Source organism: Gordonibacter sp. An230 (assembly GCF_002159915.1).
Taxonomy (GTDB): domain Bacteria; phylum Actinomycetota; class Coriobacteriia; order Coriobacteriales; family Eggerthellaceae; genus Rubneribacter.
Map to the genome: position 1 here is coordinate 80,749 of NZ_NFJP01000003.1, position 16,728 is coordinate 97,476.

The 16,728-nt window shown below is 64.9% G+C and carries 14 protein-coding genes; 2 read left to right on the forward strand and 12 right to left on the reverse strand.

The window, feature by feature from the left end; translation table 11 throughout:
- Nucleotides 1–62: 62 nt before the first annotated feature.
- Nucleotides 63–1,040, reverse strand: a complete 978-nt coding sequence (locus B5F40_RS02495) for a trimeric intracellular cation channel family protein (RefSeq protein ID WP_087192804.1) — start codon at nt 1,038–1,040, stop codon at nt 63–65.
- 378 nt (nt 1,041–1,418) lie between these two features.
- Between B5F40_RS02495 and B5F40_RS02500 the strand changes: the two genes are divergently transcribed.
- Nucleotides 1,419–2,483 carry an alcohol dehydrogenase gene (locus tag B5F40_RS02500; protein ID WP_204217297.1) on the forward strand — a complete coding sequence of 355 codons (1,065 nt, stop codon included), beginning with the start codon at nt 1,419–1,421 and terminating at the stop codon, nt 2,481–2,483.
- Nucleotides 2,484–2,608: 125 nt separating this feature from the next.
- Here B5F40_RS02500 and B5F40_RS02505 read toward each other — a convergent pair whose 3' ends face one another.
- The 10 genes from B5F40_RS02505 to B5F40_RS15805 all read right to left on the reverse strand — a co-directional run bounded on the left by B5F40_RS02505 (nt 2,609) and on the right by B5F40_RS15805 (nt 13,436).
- Nucleotides 2,609–4,174, reverse strand: a complete 1,566-nt coding sequence (locus B5F40_RS02505) for an amino acid permease (RefSeq protein WP_204217298.1) — start codon at nt 4,172–4,174, stop codon at nt 2,609–2,611.
- A gap of 277 nt (nt 4,175–4,451) precedes the next feature.
- Complete coding sequence (locus B5F40_RS02510) at nt 4,452–4,652, reverse strand: hypothetical protein (protein ID WP_140396387.1); 201 nt, start codon at nt 4,650–4,652, stop codon at nt 4,452–4,454.
- A 167-nt stretch (nt 4,653–4,819) separates the two neighbouring features.
- Nucleotides 4,820–5,533 (reverse strand): TorD/DmsD family molecular chaperone, encoded by a 714-nt coding sequence (locus tag B5F40_RS02515; RefSeq protein ID WP_087192807.1) that lies wholly within the window; start codon nt 5,531–5,533, stop codon nt 4,820–4,822.
- Between the two features lie 177 nt (nt 5,534–5,710).
- The gene (gene nrfD / locus B5F40_RS02520) at nt 5,711–6,964 is read right to left on the reverse strand and encodes an NrfD/PsrC family molybdoenzyme membrane anchor subunit (RefSeq protein WP_087192808.1); all 1,254 of its coding nucleotides are present in this window, start codon (nt 6,962–6,964) and stop codon (nt 5,711–5,713) included.
- Between the two features lie 15 nt (nt 6,965–6,979).
- Nucleotides 6,980–7,597 carry a 4Fe-4S dicluster domain-containing protein gene (locus tag B5F40_RS02525; RefSeq protein WP_087192809.1) on the reverse strand — a complete coding sequence of 206 codons (618 nt, stop codon included), beginning with the start codon at nt 7,595–7,597 and terminating at the stop codon, nt 6,980–6,982.
- 10 nt (nt 7,598–7,607) lie between these two features.
- Nucleotides 7,608–10,034: a molybdopterin-containing oxidoreductase family protein gene (locus B5F40_RS02530; protein ID WP_087192810.1), complete on the reverse strand. Its 2,427-nt coding sequence runs from the start codon at nt 10,032–10,034 to the stop codon at nt 7,608–7,610.
- A gap of 803 nt (nt 10,035–10,837) precedes the next feature.
- Nucleotides 10,838–11,806: a slipin family protein gene (locus B5F40_RS02535; protein ID WP_239442868.1), complete on the reverse strand. Its 969-nt coding sequence runs from the start codon at nt 11,804–11,806 to the stop codon at nt 10,838–10,840.
- Nucleotides 11,807–11,810: 4 nt separating this feature from the next.
- Entirely contained in the window at nt 11,811–12,290 is a 480-nt protein-coding gene (locus B5F40_RS02540; protein ID WP_087192811.1) for a GntR family transcriptional regulator, read from the reverse strand.
- A 1-nt stretch (nt 12,291) separates the two neighbouring features.
- Complete coding sequence (nrfD, locus tag B5F40_RS02545) at nt 12,292–13,227, reverse strand: NrfD/PsrC family molybdoenzyme membrane anchor subunit (protein ID WP_087192890.1); 936 nt, start codon at nt 13,225–13,227, stop codon at nt 12,292–12,294.
- 23 nt (nt 13,228–13,250) lie between these two features.
- Nucleotides 13,251–13,436 carry a hypothetical protein gene (locus B5F40_RS15805; protein WP_140396388.1) on the reverse strand — a complete coding sequence of 62 codons (186 nt, stop codon included), beginning with the start codon at nt 13,434–13,436 and terminating at the stop codon, nt 13,251–13,253.
- 466 nt (nt 13,437–13,902) lie between these two features.
- On the opposite strand from B5F40_RS15805, the gene B5F40_RS02550 reads away from it, so the two are divergent.
- Nucleotides 13,903–15,339 (forward strand): DEAD/DEAH box helicase, encoded by a 1,437-nt coding sequence (locus tag B5F40_RS02550; protein WP_087192812.1) that lies wholly within the window; start codon nt 13,903–13,905, stop codon nt 15,337–15,339.
- 182 nt (nt 15,340–15,521) lie between these two features.
- On the opposite strand, the gene B5F40_RS02555 is transcribed toward B5F40_RS02550, so the two are convergent.
- Nucleotides 15,522–16,691 (reverse strand): helix-turn-helix domain-containing protein, encoded by a 1,170-nt coding sequence (locus B5F40_RS02555; RefSeq protein WP_239442869.1) that lies wholly within the window; start codon nt 16,689–16,691, stop codon nt 15,522–15,524.
- Nucleotides 16,692–16,728: the final 37 nt, after the last annotated feature.

The following is a 16,728-nucleotide window of genomic DNA, read 5'->3' on the forward strand; positions in this document are numbered from 1 at the left end:
GTTTTCCAACGTTTCGCCACGCCCCAGAAAAGGGCGCCGAACGCCTTCCGACATGATCGTCGTCAGTCGCAGGAACGATCCTCGCGGGAGGAGGCGCCCTCGTCCGCGCCAACGCCGTCGCCGACGACCCTCTCGCGAGCGCGCAGGGCGTCGGAGGAGACGGCGACGTCAGAGCGCAAAGGCTCATCGAAGCCCTTGCGGCCGACGCGCCCTTCGTCGCCCCCTCCGCGCCGACGACCCCCTTCCCGCGCTCGGCCGCCCGCCGCATGCCGCCTGAGCAGCCGCGGCAAGCGCCTCTGGCGGGCCGTCGCATCGCCGCCGTGCAGGAACACCCCCGCCGCAACGCGGCGAACCTTGCCCACGCCGCGCGCCACATGCGGGGTGAGGTCGGCCTCGCTCGCCGTCCTCCAATCGAAATACACGCTCCAATAGCGCAGGAACGTGACCGCGAACACGCACGCCACGCCAGCGATGGGCAGCGGGCAGCCCGCGTAAGCGAGCGTCACGAACACGAACGAGCCGCCAAGGCCCGCCACCGCGTAGAAGTTCGACTGCTGGAAGATTCCGGGCGTCTCGCCCACGCAGATGTCGCGCATCGCGCCGCCGCCCACCGCCGTGATTCCGCCGAGAATCACCGACAGCACGAAGCCTTCGCCGTTCGCGAACGCCTTGCTGGCGCCCGCGAGCGCGAACAAGCCCACCGACAGCGCGTCGGCGAAGAACACCGTGGCGTCCAAATGACGGAACAGCCCACGGAAGTAGAAGACGAACACGCAGATGACGATGCAGATGACGATGAGGTCGGGGTGCGAGGTGAAGTACACGCCGCGATCCTGCATCAGCATGTCGCGCATGATGCCACCGCCATAGCCTGTGAGCAGGCCGAGCACCACCGTGCCGATGATGTCGAGCTTGCGGTCGCACGCGAACAACGCGCCGGTGAGCGCGCCCACGACCACCGAGAAGTAATCGATGCTCCACGGCACGGAGAGCGCCTGGCCCTGCACGTCATGCGCGAACAGCGCGTCGAAGAGCTCCATAACGCCCGTGCGCCCCTTTCAGCCTCTCTGTTCGACCTTCCCACACGCCCGCCGTCCGGCCGAAATGCCAACCGGGCGCTAGGCGACCCCGATGTCCGGCCGTTCCGACGCCCGACCACGTCGCCGTCTCGCCCGACGCCCGCACGTCGCCAACTTGTCGCACGGCCATCGCCCCGACCGCTTGGCCGGCACGATGCTCCAATGCCGGACGGTTTGACCGCCGCGAAACTCCGCCGCTCGACCGCGGCTCGGCCTTGCCGCACCGCGCGAGACGACACGCGATGCGCGAACGACACGCAGATTATAGCAGGAGCGAAACCTTCCCGACCTGATATGATACGAAGCGTCGAGAACACCTCCCCATCGAAAGGGACTCCCGTGAAAGCACTCGTCCACAATGGCAGCGGCGCCATCGCGCTCACCGAGCGGCCGCGCCCGCGCATCGTCGAGCCCACGGACGCCATCGTGCGCGTGACGCTGTCGTCCATCTGCACGAGCGACCTGCACATCATCCACGGGACCGTGCCGCGCGCGCTGCCCGACACGGTGCTGGGCCACGAGTTCGTGGGCGTGGTGGAGGAGGTGGGCGGCGCCGTACGCGGATTCGCCCCGGGGATGCGCGTGGCCGTGAACGTGGAGACGTTTTGCGGGGAGTGCTTCTTCTGCAAACGCGGCTACGTGAACAACTGCGAACGGGGCGGCTGGGAGCTGGGCTGCCGCATCGACGGCTGCCAAGCGGAATACGCGCGCGTGCCGTTGGCCGAACAGGGCCTCACGCGCATCCCCGACCACGTGACCGACGAGCAGGCGCTGCTTCTGGGCGACATCTTGGCGACGGGCTACTTCGGCGCGGAGATCGCCGAGATCAAACCGGGAGACGCGGTGGCCGTCATCGGCGCGGGGCCGGTGGGGCTGTGCGCGATGGCGTGCGCGCGGCTCTACGGCGCGGCGCAGGTGATCGCGCTCGACATCGATGCCGAGCGGCTTGCCGTGGCGAAGCGCGAGGGGCTGGCCGACGTCACCATCAACCCCGCAGGCCAAAGCCCGAAGGCGGCGGCCCAGGGCGCCGAGCTGGCCGTGCGCGACCTCACGGAGGGCCGCGGCGCGGACGCGGTGATCGAGTGCGCGGGCGGCGCGGGCACGTTCGAGATGGCATGGCGCGTGGCGCGCCCGAACGCCGTCGTGTCGGTGATGGCGCTCTACGAGGAGAGCCAGATGCTGCCGCTGCCGCTCATGTACGGCAAGAACCTCGTGTTCAAGACCGGCGGCGTGGACGCGCACTGCCTCGACCGCGTGATGAACCTCATCGCGGCGGGCCGGCTGGACACGAGCTTCCTCATCACCCACCGCTTCCCCTTGAACCGCATCGAGGAAGCCTACCGCCTCTTCGCCGCCCACGAGGACGGCTGCCTGAAAGTGGCCGTCACCCCCTGGGAGGATTAGGGCGCGCCACAACTCCGCGCCGAGGCGCTCCGTCGCGCACCGCCGAGGCGCCCGCCCCCTGCCACGATGGCGCTGCGGGGATCGTCAGGGCCATGCGCCCCGCTCCCCGCAAGTCCGCCTCCCGTCTACCGGCGGCGCTGCGTAAGCTGGTAGGCCACCAGCAAAACGGCCAGCCAGACAGGCCCCACGACCACGGCCACGCGGTAACTGGGCGAGAAGCACATCGCCACCACCACGCACGCCAGAAACGCCAGCACGAGGTAGGGCATCACGCGCGCGAAGGGCAGCTTGAACTGGATGCGGTCCACGGCCTTCTTGCCCGTAAGCCCCGCCAGATCGCCCGGGCCGCGCCCAGCGGCCACCGCACGGCGGAAGCGCAACTGGGTCACCATGATGATGGTCCAGTTGATGATGGCCGAGATGGTGGCGATGCTCATCAGGTAGTTGAACGCGAATTCCGGCCACAAAAACACCACCACGACGGCCACCACGGTGACCCCGGCCGAGGTGAGCACGCCCGCCGCCGGCACGCCCCGGCGGCTCAACCGCCCCAGATACGCCGGCGCGTTGCCCTGATGCGCCAGCGAGTACAACATGCGCGAGTTCGCGTACAAACCCGAGTTGTACACGCTCATCACCGCCGTCAGGCACACGAAGTTCAAAATGCCCGCGGCAGCATGCACGCCCACCGAGTCGAAGATGCGCACGAACGGGCTCACCTGCCCGTCGAGGGTGTCCCACGGCACCACGGCCATGATGACGCCCAGCGCGCAGAGGTAGAACACGAGGATGCGCCAGACAACGCCGTTGGTGGCCTTCGGAATGGTGCGGCGAGGGTTTTCCGTCTCGCCGGCCGTGACACCGATGAGCTCGGTGCCGCCGAAGCTGAACATCACCACGGTAAGCGCCATCAGAAGGCCGGTCCACTGCCCGTCGGGCCGCTGCTCCATGAGCCCGTTCGGCAGAAAGCCGCCGTCCAAGGCGAACAGGTTCGCGAACGACGCGGGAATGCCCGAGTCGGTGGGCAGCGCAAGCGCGACCACCGCCAAACCGCCCACGATCATCGCGACCACCGCCGTGATCTTGATGATGGCGAACCAGAACTCGAATTCGCCGAACTTCTTCACGCCCAGAAGGTTCGCCGACGTGATGACCACGAGGAAAAACGCCGCCGACACCCATTCGGGGATGCCGGGGAACCAATAGTTCACGAACGACCCCACCACCGACAGCTCCACCATCGACACGAGGATGTAGTTGAACCAGTAGTTCCACCCCGAGACGAAGCCCGCTCGCTTCGACCAATAGCGCGTGGCGTAGTAGCTGAACGCTCCGGCACGCGGATCCTCCACCGACATCTCGGACAAGGCGCGCACGATCATGAACGTCACGAGGCCGCCGACGAGGTAGGCCAAGAGGATGGAGGGGCCCGCCAGCGAAATGGAGTCGCTCGAACCGTAGAACAGCCCCGTGCCGATGGCGCCGCCGAGCGCGATCAGCTGGATATGGCGGTTTTTGAGCGAGCGGCGCAGCGCGCCCTCGCCTTCGGGCGCGGCGGCTGCGGCGCGCGCGTCCTCGGACACACCGACGTCCGCGGCCCCGTCCGCGCATTCGCCCGCACTCCGACCGCCACCCGGATCGCCGCCGCGCAGCACCCGGCTGCACACCGCTTTCGGATCGTTCTCCTCCACGCCCCTCGCCTCTCGTCCTTGCCCGCATCGCGCGGGCGGCCTGTGCTTAAAGCGCTCATTATACGGCAAACCCAATCCGCAGAATGCGAGAGACGACGAGCGATTCTACGGAAGCTCGAAGAATCGAAAAAGGGGCATCCGCGACATCTGCCCGCAGCAGCACTGAAAACGAGGGTCCCTCTCCAGAAAGCGCGTCGAGAGGCGGTCCCAGCTCGACGCAGTCGAAGCGCGGTCGCCCTCGGGAAGCTTTAACGGCCGTGCGCGCTTTAGGCCATTTTCATATCTCGCCGAAAAACGCGAGGACGCCGCCCGACCTGAACGAGACGCCGCCGAGCACGGAGAGGCCCATGATCGACGCTTCAGCATCGAAACCTCCTTCGAAGATGGCATTTGCGCCGGACGTCTCGACGAGGCCAAACTCGAGAAGCGTTCCGCAGCCCTCCCGCGCGAACCAACGAACAAGGAGTGCCTTGCCCACTTGACACGCGCCGACAACCAGCAAAGCGCCGTTGCGAAGGAGCCCCTTTCAAGCACCAAGCTGCAGGGGCGCTTCGCGCAAACGTCGCACCCCCCCGCTTTTTTTGCGATGCGTCTCACCAAAAGGCAACCGGCGAATGCGATGCGCTTTGGCAGAGCAGCCTCTACCTACTTGCCGCTCTCGGCGTCTTCGGCAAACAGCTTGCGACGCGCTTGGCCTTCTTTCAACGGAACGTGCAGAAGGGCGTCGGCGAGGGCCAGCAAACGGGAGAAGTAGCCGGACGGGGCAGCATCCTCCACGGCAATGCACAAGGAGGAGAGCCAGGCGAGGAGATGGGTCTCGATAAAGGAGACGACCTCGTCCGACGCAGAGGATCCGCCTTTCGCAGCGAGCGCGCCCCTCTCCTCTGCGGCACGAGCGCAGAGCACGGAGAGATAGAGGAGCTCGATTCCCATATGGTCCTCGTACTGGTTGTTCTCGTTCCTCACCTCAAGGCCCGCCTCGCGCAGACGGCGGCGCATGTCGAACGTCGCCTCGCCGAACCCGACAGCCGCGCCCCCTGCCGCAGCGCCGCCTCGATGCATGGTCTCCCAAGGCGGCGCGGCGGGAGACGGCGGACCAACGAACAGACGCGTGTACTCCACCGCGCAGCGCTCCACCGGATCGCAGCCGTCGGAGGCGGCGGCTTCGCGGGCAGCGTGGGCGTAAGCGGCCAGATCAGTGCAAGCCCCCGCGACATCCGGGCTGCCAAACGTCGGGAACGCCTTCCAAAACGCCGGGTCGAGGCCGACGTCCGAGGTCTGCGTCATGGGTTTGAGCAGCGAGTTCCCCACAAAGGCGTAGGCTTCGGAGAGCTCTTTCCAAGAAACATGGGCGGACATGAGCGTCCTCCTTTCTCGAGAGCGCTCTGCCGGACTCCCCGTCCGGCAGAGCGAAATAAGGGGTGGCGAAACTTCAACTGAGCCCGCCGCCCGCAGAAGGCGAGGCCAAGCGCCTTCGAAAGCAACCGCGAACCTGCGCGCCGCCAGGAGCACGAAGCCGAGCCTCGCGCAGTCCGACTACGCAGCGTCGGCAGCCTTGCCGGAAGCCGCGACGTCAGCCCCGTTGGGAGCCACCACGGCCTCAAGCTCGGGAGCCTCTGCGACCGCCCCCTTCCCCAAAAGCTTTCGGCACAGCACCATGAACGCGAGCGCACCCAGCGACACCACGCCGATGACCACCACGAACTCGACCCACGTGGGCACATACGAGCTTGCCACGGCCCACACGTCGGCCCCCGAGGCGGACCGCGCCGCCGTGGAACCCGCCATCACGCCCGGAGCGCCGACCACGTTGAACTCCGAAAACGACGTGAGCAGGAGCCACACGCGCTTGCACAGCACTCCGGCCACCACGAGCGCGCTCGCCAGCGCCACCAGCCCCATGCGCGCGCGGTTGCGCGCGAACACGAGGATGCAGAACGGCACCAGAACGCCCGCGACGATCTCGAACCAGAAGAACGGAGCTGTCGCGCCCGTCGCCATGATCGACAGCGTCTCGGCGCCCGCCGCGCCGGGATACGCCATCGTCAGCACCTCGCAGCCCACCATGAAGCCGTCGATGGCCACGCAGGTGGCCAGTAGCCCGGCCAGGTTCGACAGCAGCCTCTTCTCCACCTTGAACGCGTTCGCCTTATCCAACCCCAAAAGCGACAGGATGAGCAGCGCAAGGCCCGAATCCATGGCGCTCACCACGAACAGCGGCGCCATGATGGCCGAGTACCAACCCTCTTTCGCCATCTCCAGGCCGAATATCCATGCGGTCACGCTATGCACGAGGATCGCCACCGGCAGCGCGAAGCGGCTCACGATGGACACCTTGCCCGCCGCGCCCGGCTTCTTCGAGGTCATGAATCGCAAATAGACGAGGTTGATGACCAGATACAGCGTGATGACGCAGATATCCCAGAACAGGGGGGACGTTGGGTTCGGGCCCGTGACAATACGCCACACTCGCTGGATGCCGCCGAGGTCGATGAGCACGAACATGCCCGCGCAGCAGATGCACACCGTGGACAGGATGACGGCGGGCAGCGCCACCTTCTTGTACTGCGCCACGTGGAACACGCTCGCCGACGAGGCCACGATAAGCCCGCCCGCGGAAAGCCCCACGAAGAACATGAACATCGTGATGTAGAGGCCCCACGAGGTGCCGTTGCTCATGCCGGTCACGCCGAGGCCGCTTGCCAGCTGGTAGATCCACGCCGCCACGCCGGCCGCCGTCAGCGCGCCCAGCACGCCGGCGGCCGCTTTGAATTTCATTGAAGCTCCCATAGCTCGCACCTCCTCCTAGTTGAAGTAATGAACCTGCGGACGCGTGCCCTGCTCCTCCAGCAGCACGTAAGCGTTGCGCTCGCGAATGGCGCGCGACACCTCGCTGTCCGGATCGTCAAGGTCGCCGAAGATTCGAGCGCGCGTGGGACAGCAGGCAACACACTGCGGATCCTCGCCGCGGTCGGTGCGCTCCTTGCACAGCGTGCATTTCTCAACCACGCCCTTCGAACGCACGGGCACGTCTTTGTCACCATAGTTGAAATCCGGTTCGCGCACCGAATCATCCCAGTTGAACACACGTGCGTTGTAAGGGCACGCCGCCATGCACATACGGCATCCGATGCATTTGTCGTAGTCCACTTGCACGCGCCCTTTATCGTCTTTGTACGTTGCACCCGTAGGGCATACTCGCTGGCACGCCGCGTTCTCGCAATGTTGACAGGCGATGGGAAGGTACGTACGCGAAAGGTTGGGGAATTCGCCTAAAGCACCGTCCTCGACGTCGCAACCTTCGGTCAAAACTCGGTTCCAACGCATGCCCTGCGGCACGTTGTTCTGCATCTTGCATGCGAAGGCGCATGTCTGACAACCGATGCAGCGCGTTTTGTTAATCGCCATTCCAAGTTTCGTCATGGCGCATCACCTACGCTTTCTCGATCTGGACGAGGGTATCGTTGTAAGGAATTTGCGGCCCGAAGTACAGCGAGTACGCTCGCTCGATGCGCGCCGAATTCGTCACGTTCTGAAGAAAGCCCTCATCGTAGTAGCGGGTATAGGTCGTCTCGGCCATGAACAGCACGCCCGGCTGCAAGCTGGGGTTCACATGTACACCGCATTTGAACTCACCCCGGCCGTTGAACACACGCACCTTGTCTCCCGTCGAAATGCCGCGGGCCTCGGCGTCTTCGGGACTGATGTTCACATACGGCCCGAAATTCTCTTGGAACCACTGATTCGACGTGTAATACGCGTGGATGCGGTAGCGAGTTTTGCCCTGCATGAAGTACAGCGGATACTGCTCTTTCAGGGGGTTGGCCTCGAATGCTTCATTGGCATCCTCGTACACGGGGAACTGATGCCCGAAATCGCTCAAATACTCGAAATAGCATTCTATTTTGCCGGACGGCGTTGGGATCTCGTCGACTCCCCCATCGGGGCGATAATCCGGACCCGCGCCCGCCACCGGCAGGCATCCACCGCTTTCGAGCAGCTTCTCGTAGGTAATGCCCTTCATGTTCGGATCGAGCTTCTCCACCCCGTCCAACATGAAGCGCGCCAATTCCTCATAGGTTTCCGGCAGCAGATGCTCAAGACCCCATTCGGCGGCCAGCAGGCGCTCGATTTGCAAGTCGGACTTCGACTCGAACAGGGGCTTGACCATGCCGTTCGCCAGCATCACGTGGCCGTAGCTGGCGCGGAGAGCCTTCACATCCTCCTCGCATTCGAACTTCGAGCAAGCCGGCAAGACGATGTCGGCGTAGTCCACCGCAGACGAATGGTAGATGTCAACGATGGCGAAAAAGTCCAGGCTCTTGACCCAGGCCAAGGTGTCGTTGGCCGCAGCCGCCTGCAACGTGAACGCGTCGCCAAACGTGAGCGCCACGCGAATGGGATTCTCCTTGTATGGCATATCGTACATGGAGATGCCGCACGTGGTGTACGCGTATTCTTCGGGAAGCGACCAGGCGTTCAACGTGGCGGCAGGATCGTCGGCGCCCAAGCCACCGTGGTAGAACCCGAAGCCAGCACCGGGCTTGCCGTAGTTGCCCGTGATGGCGACCAAGATGGAGGTCGAATGTCCCAACACATCGGCATTGGTGTACTTGTCGGGACCACCCAACCCGAAGTCGATGATGGCGGGACCATTGTTGGCGTAGCGGTCGGCCAGCGCGGCTATCCCCTCCTGAGAAATGCCGCATGTCTCGGCCGCCCACTCCAGGGAATAGTCGGCCAGCCATTCCTTCATCAGGGTGAACTCGGTTGAATACTCCTTACCGTCAATCATCCATGTGCCTTCGAGCGCCGGCTGCACGTCAGACTCATTGTACAGGCGCGGCCCACCGGAGACTTCGTCCCATACGTACGGCGCACCCACTTCCTCCAAAGAGACAACGGCGGGGTTGGGGCACATCGATTCGGCGCTGCGATACGTCTTGCCCGCCGCACGATCAACCAGATGCACCAGCGAGGTGTTCGCCTTTACGAACTCTTCGTCGTACCATCCCTCATCAAGAATGACGCGTATCATACCCTGAATGAGCGCCGCATCCGTTCCAGGCCGCACAGGAAGCCACTCATCGGACTTCGACGCCGTGCCAGTGAAACGCGGGTCGACAGTGACGATATGCACGCCTGCTTCTTTGGCGTCCATCAAAGCACGGGACCACACGATGCCGCTTTCAAGCGGATTGTGCCCCAACTCGATAATGGTGGAAGCATCTGAGAATTCCCAGATAGAGCGGTTCGGACAATAACTGAAGGGGCCGAAAGCGCAGGCGGTCCCGTTGGGTTGGCCACGATCAAGCCCCCAGTTGCCGCCCGAGTCCGCTTTGATAAGCGCCCCAAAGAAGTCGAAATCGATACCGGCCTCAGTTGACTTGCGGACGAACACCGATTCCTCGCCGTACTTCTCTTGAGCCGCTTTGATAGCTTCAGCGATGGTTTTTATGGCCTCCTCCCAGCTTATCTGCTCGAACTTGCCCTCACCGCGCTCGCCCACACGCCTGAGTGGCGTTTGGATGCGGTCCTGTGCGTAAATGTGCTGAACTTCGGATATGCCACGCAGGCAGACAGTACGATGATGCTCGTCCACCAAATCGCTTGGCTCCACCATGACCACGCGGTCATCACGGATGGTGCATTTTAGATTGCAGCCGGTCAGACAATGGAACTGATGACACAAATGTGCCGTCCGCTCCTCCGTCTCAGCGTGGGCCTCGGCGGGTGCGAGCCAACCATCGGACGTCGTCATGCCCGCAGCCGCCGCAAGGCCAAGAGCGCCAGCGGCGCCCGAGGCTTTGAGAAAGCTCCTGCGCGAAAGCCCGCCATGCGGGCCGCTCGTTCCTGACATGTCTCCTCCTCAAAGATGTCGTCAGGATATCCCCGGTGTGCTGGATGCGTGGCCTTTGCCGGTCCGGCCAGCAAGCCCCATGCGAGGACACCCCCGTTTCTCCTCGTGAGAATTGGCCAAATTCCACTGTGCCCAGTGTACAAAATAATCATATGACAATCAAGAATTGTCCTATGATTATTTGTCAGCAGACTATTCTATTTTGAGGATATATTTCTATAATCCCGCAGGTCATGCTGCGAATATCCTTTCGATTGGAACACCTGCGCGCAGAGTACCACAATCGAGAGCGCGCGACCGGAGAAGTTTTCGGAAGTCAACCGCCGCCCCCCTACCTCATCCGAAGCGAAACGTCTTCCCACGCCGTTCCCATCGCTCACCCACGTCTCAATCCGCGAGAGGCCATATCGCAGCAGCAACTCTCCAAACGACGCACAACCATTGCTTTCGAAAATCGACATGTCCGGCGACTTGTCGCGAAAACCAATCCAAAGTGGCGCTGATCGCGTCTTGTGCATAGGTTTTGCTTAGGCACCCGACCCCATCGGCAGCACAATTCGTCGACCCATGCGCATTTCCCCAGTTCGCACCTGCCGATCCGTCGAAAGGCAAGCCGAAACCCCTTTCAGATCTATGCACAAGATGAGATTTGCGCCACTTCGAGCGAGCTTGTTCGTCGAAACGCCTCAAACGAACCAGCGCCCCATCGATCGCCAGCTTGCAACGAAGCCCATCGGGCCGTTTCCACCGACCACCGATTCCCGCCGTCGCCAGCGCGCAACAAACGCGCATGCCAACCGAAGCTACAGCTTCCCGCCTTTGATCGCTTCCTTCGCAGCATCGCCCAGAACGTCGCCGAAACCCTCGCTGAAGCTGCTCGGCACCACCACGGTGCCGCCCGTCTCGCGCACGCTCTCGTACAAAAGGTGCATCGCGCGCAGACGCAGCGCGGCATCGTTTTCGGCGTAGGCGTCGCCCATCTCCCCCATCATCTCGCAGATGTCCTGCTCGGCCTCCATGAGGATGATGCGCGCCTTCTTGCGCTGTTCGGCCTGGGCCTCCAGCGACATAACGTCCTGCAGCTCCCGTGGCAGCAGAATGTCGCGCACCTCCACCGACAGCACGGCGATGCCCCAGGGGGCCACCTTCTCCTCGAGCACGCGCTTGAGCTCGCGATCAAGCTGCTCGCGGCGAATCGCCACCTCGGCCACGCCCGCACGCCCGATGGCGTCGCGCAGCGCGGTTTGGGCGGCCAGCTCCACAGCGCGCGTGAAGTCGCCCACTTCGGTGCAGGCGGCCTTCGCATCCCATACATGCCAGAACAGCACGGCGTTCACGTCGAGCGGCACGAGATCGGCGGTGAGCGTCTCCTCGGCGCCGAACGTCGTCGCGCGCACACGGGTGTCCACCCGCATGGTGTTCTGCTCCACGATGGGGAACGTCCAGAACAGCCCCGGCCCGCTCACGCGGTTGAACCGGCCGAACCTCAGCACCACCACCTTCTCCCACTGCTGCGCGATATGGACGGCCATCGCGGCGAACCCCGCTGCGGCAAGCGCGGACGCCACCGCCACAGCACCCACCGGACCCGCGAGCGCCGCCCATACGCCGAGCACCGCGCAGAACGCGACGAAGAACACCGCCAACGAGAACAGCACCACGCCGGCACTCGACGCGCGCTCGCCCACCACCTCGGTGCTCGCTTCGGGCGCAATGGAGAACCGCCTCCCTTTCTTGGCGGGCTCGACCGCATCCGCTCGAGATTCCTTCATCCGATCACGCTCCCGTCCGCGCATCGCGCGCCTCGCGCCCCATGTCCACTCGCACGATCCGACCCCGCCCATCATCGGGCGCCTTGTCGGAGGAGAGGCCTTCGTCCTTTTTGATGCGCTTGATCTTGCGCGCCATGCACCGCTCGATGTCATCGAGCGAAAGCCCCAGATCGCGGCAGGCCGACACGCAGTCAGACAGCACGCCGTCCACTTCGCTTGTGTACTCCTCGTCCATCTCGGCCTCCAAGTCGCGCACGAACACGCCGCGCCCGCGCGTCGATTCGAGGTAGCCGTCGGACACGAGACTGAGGTACGCCTTGTTCACCGTGTTGTAGTTGATGGATATCTCGGAAGCCAGACCGCGCACCGTGGGCAGCTGGTCCCCCGGTTTGAAATAGCCCGAATTGATGAGGTAGACGAGCCGCTGGCGCAGCTGCACCCACAAAGGCACGTCGGTGGTGGCGTCAACTTCGAACGGAAACATCTCACATCACTCCCATCGTCTGAAGCGCAGGGTGCGCCCCTGCTACCACAACGCACCACCTCATAACGAAGCCGCCCACCAGCACGCTCGCAGCAGCGGCGAGCGCCGCATAAGGCCGCGGACGGTGGGCCCTCGCGAGGACGAGGTCGAGCGCGAACGGCACAACGAGCCCCGCCAGCGCGAAGCCGCCCCAGAAAAGCCACGCGTTCGGCCCGGCCACGAGCATCTCGGCCGACGCGACGGCCGCCTCCCGCGAGGCACCGCCCATCGAGCCCCCCGCCAGCGCGAACGTCACAAGCCCCGTGGCCGCAACGACTTCCGCGACCACCGCGACCGCATCGACGGCGGCAAGCCGGCGAAGCACGCCGGGGAACAGCCGCGCCGCACCAGCAAGGTGCGCGGCGCCGATGACGCATGCAGCACCGCACGACAACGCCGAGATTGCGAACAGCGCCGGAAGCCACGGCGAGGCCCACAACGGCACCGCGCCCACGCCCCCGAGCAGAAGCCCCGTGTACGCCATCGTCGCGAGGGCGTCGACGGCGCCGAGCACGCAGAGTGCCCGCACGACGGAAAGCCGCCAACCACGCGCAGACGACCACGCCGCGCACGACAGCGCCGAAAGAAGCAGGCCCGCGGCGAGCGCCCACGCCCCCACCGTCAGATGCGTCACGCGTGGCCGCACGAACAGCAGAAGCGCGCCGTCGAAGCTGCCCAAGTCGACCGCAAGGCAAACAGCCCCTAACGCGAGCAGAGCGAACGCGGATGCGAAACCCGGAACGAGCAGCCGTCGGTACAAGATCGACGCTCGCAGCCGCGCTCCGTCCGTCGGCGCAATCGCGCGCATCGAGAGCAGCGCGAGAGCGCAGAGCACCAGAAGGGTCCCTGCGCCCGCGCCGCCGAGGAACAGGTAGCACACCACGAGATCGCTCAGCAACGCTCCTCCCTTCGCCTGCCTCTTCATCCGGCGCGTCGCGCGCCGTCGCCATCGTTCAGGGCGCGCTGAGCCCCGATGCGCCGCAAGGGCAGCGGCACCGACTGCGCAACCGAGCCCTCGCCCAGCACCGTCTCCGCGAACGAGACGGCCCGATCCGTTTCCAACATGGCCGCGGGTATCAGCCGCATCGAAGCCTCTGGAAAAATCATAGGATAATTCTAGCACGGCCCGCCTCGAACGAACTTGACGAAAAGAGGGCGAAACGTCGGAGGAGGCCCTCGACCCCGCACGCCCCCTGATCCTCGCCCGCTCCGACACCCCTCAGGTTCCGGCCTTCAGATGCGCAGCGGGCGCACGCGCAACGCCTTCGCCCCGGCTCCTCCGGCTTCGGCTCCGAGCACCCGACGCCCTCCGCCCGTCCGTGCTCCGTCCGTCACCCCAAACGCCCCCCTTTCGTGGAAATTCGCACATATCTCCCAGGTTTTCCCGATTCCCGATTCCAGAGCGCCCAGAAGACCCCATAATAGAAGGTCGCTTCACACGAAATTCTTTCTCGTCTCTTCTCGCGCATTCGCAGGACTGCAGAAAGCGGCTCGCGTCAAGCGCAAGGCACGCCGCAGGAGCGGGTGCGAACGGAAGCGCGCAACACGCGCACGAAGAGAACGGAACACCATCATGTCGAACTTCGCCGACCTCGGCCTGTCCCCGGCCGCCCTTGCGGCCGTCGAGCGTTTGGGCTACGAGCAGCCCACGCCCGTGCAGGAGCAGGCCATCCCGCTTGTCCTCGAGGGTCGCGACCTCATCGCCGCCGCCTCCACGGGCACCGGCAAGACCGCCGCGTTCCTGCTGCCCACGCTGTCCACCCTGCCCCGCGGCACGCGCGGCAAACGCGCGCCGCGCGTGCTCGTGGTCAGCCCAACGCGCGAGCTCGCCCAGCAGATCGCGCGCACCTGCATGCAGATCGCACGCAAGACCGGGCATTTCGTCACCACCGTGTTCGGCGGCACTCCCTATGGCCCCCAGATCAAAGAGATCCGTCGCGGAACCGACGTGCTCATCGCCACGCCCGGCCGTCTGAACGATCTCATGCAACGCGACGTGGTCGACCTCGGCAGCATCGAGGTGCTCGTGCTCGATGAAGCCGACCGCATGCTCGACATGGGCTTCCTGCCAGCGGTCACCACCATCGTGAACGCCACCCCCGCCGAACGCCAGACGCTTCTCTTCTCGGCCACCATCGACCGGTCCATCGAGAAGAACCTCGGCTCGCTCCTGAACGATCCGGCCGTCGTGGAAATCGCCCGCAACGGCGAGACGGCCAAAACCGTCGAGCAGTTCATGATGCCCATCAAGAACCTCGACAAGCCGAAGCTTCTGCACGCGGTGCTCGACGAAAAGGGGTCGGAGCGCGTCATCGTGTTCGCGCGCACGAAGTTCCGCACCGAGGAATGCGCCGAAGAGCTGAGGCGCGCGGGGTACAGTGCCGAATCCATCCACTCCGACAAGTCGCAGGGTCAGCGCCGGCGTGCGCTCGAGAACTTCCGTCGCGGAAAAACGTCCATCCTCGTGGCGACCGACGTGCTCGCACGCGGCATCGACGTGCCCGACGTCGACCACGTCATCAACTTCGACTTGCCCGACATGCCCGAAGACTACGTGCACCGCATCGGCCGCACGGGACGCGCGGGAGAGCAGGGCTACGCCATCTCGTTCGTCACCCGCGAATCCCGCCGAACCCTTGCCGACATCGAGAAGCTCATCGGCAAGGAGATCCCGCTCATGGAGCTTGAGACCTACGAACTCGACCTTTCGCTCTTGAAGAAGCCCGCGAAAGGAAAAGGAACGCGCGGGGGCGGCAGGAGCGCGAGGCCAAAGGACGCCCGCAGAGGGCGTCCTGCGTCAAAGGACGCCCGTTCCACACGCGACAGCCGGTCGGGACGGACATCGCGCACGGGCAACCGCAACGCCGAACATGCGAGGAAGCGCCTCGAGCTCAAGGAGAAGCGGGCGCAGGCGGCTGCGAAGAAGCCTGCGGCCGGCCCTGCGAAGAAGCGCGCAGCCGGCGGTTACGACTACAGCAAGTTCGTGTCCGCGGATCACTGGACCGACTGAGCACCGCCGAGCCCTTCGGGTCGGGGGGGGGCGAACCGCCCCAAGCCCCTCGCTCCTCGACCCGAAGCTCCGAATCCGGACCCCCTCCTCTCCGCGCATCACGCACACCTCTTCATACTGCGCGCCTCTCCGCGCCCTTTGCGACGAACGCGGAGAGGCGCGCCCATCTTGACGATCAGCCCTCAGCCCGCATCCACGTCGATCGGCTCGCGCTTCCCAGCTGAGCGCTTGCGGCCACGCCACCAGCGGGAAAGGCTGCGCACGAGCCACTCGACGAGCGGGATGGTTAGAAACGCCACCCACGCCGGATGCGGCGCGTTGTTCACGAAGGCCATCCAGCAGAACCAGCCCACCACGAGGACAGGGTACGCTCCCGACACGAGCGGCGCGGCGCGCCGTCGACTAATAGCGCGACCGACCAGATAGTACAGCGGAACGGAGAAGAACAGGAAGAGCCCGACGCCCCACGCCCCTTGGAAGACGCCGAGCAGCAGATACGCGAGGATCACGACGAGCGGATAGGGAAACCGCGCCCATGCGCTCTCGAACTCGCTCAGATAGTGCTTGCGCACGGGGATGGACTTCCCCACCTCGTCGCCGTACTTCGCGCGGGCATCGTCAAGCGTGTCGAAGCGCTCGCCGCACACGGTGTAGGCGCACGGCTCGCCCCAGCAGCCATCGGACTCCCAGCCGCGGCGGTACTTCGCATGCGCGTCCTGCCAGCTGCCGAAACGCTCGCCGTTGATGACGACGTTGTCGCCATCGATAAGCACCTCGTCGTCGCCAAGACCGCTCGACGGACTCTTCACATGAATGCCGTTCCACCCCACATGCACCTCGTCGCCCATCTTAGCGTCTTTCACATGCACGCCTTCACGCCACGACACGTGCACGTAGTCGTCGCCATCGAGCACGTGGATGCCCCCTAGCCCGACGCTGACCTTGCCTTTCTCGCCAGCATCCTCTTCGCGCGCTTCGGGGCGGGACGAGCGGGCGTCTCCCGCAACCGCGGCCCCGGCTTCGACGGCAGAGGCGGATGCATGCGGCGGCGCGGCCGAGTCGACCTGCGCGCGATCGGCAGCGCGATCGGCGGCCTCGAAGGCGACGTCGTCCTTCATCCCGTCGTCGACGTAAAGCAGATCGTCGAGCGACACGCCGTAGAGCTGGGCGAGCGCGATGAGGTTGTCGGTGTCGGGAGACGATTCGGACCGCTCCCATTTCGAAACGGCCTGCCGCGACACGCCCAGTCGCGCTGCCAGCGCTTCCTGCGAAAGCCCTGCCTGCTTGCGGCGGCTGACCAATCGCTGCGCGATCTCCACGTTCATGACGCTTCCCTTTCTCGTCACGTCCATCACAACTCGTCCTCAAAGGCTACAGTTGCGGAGGGGC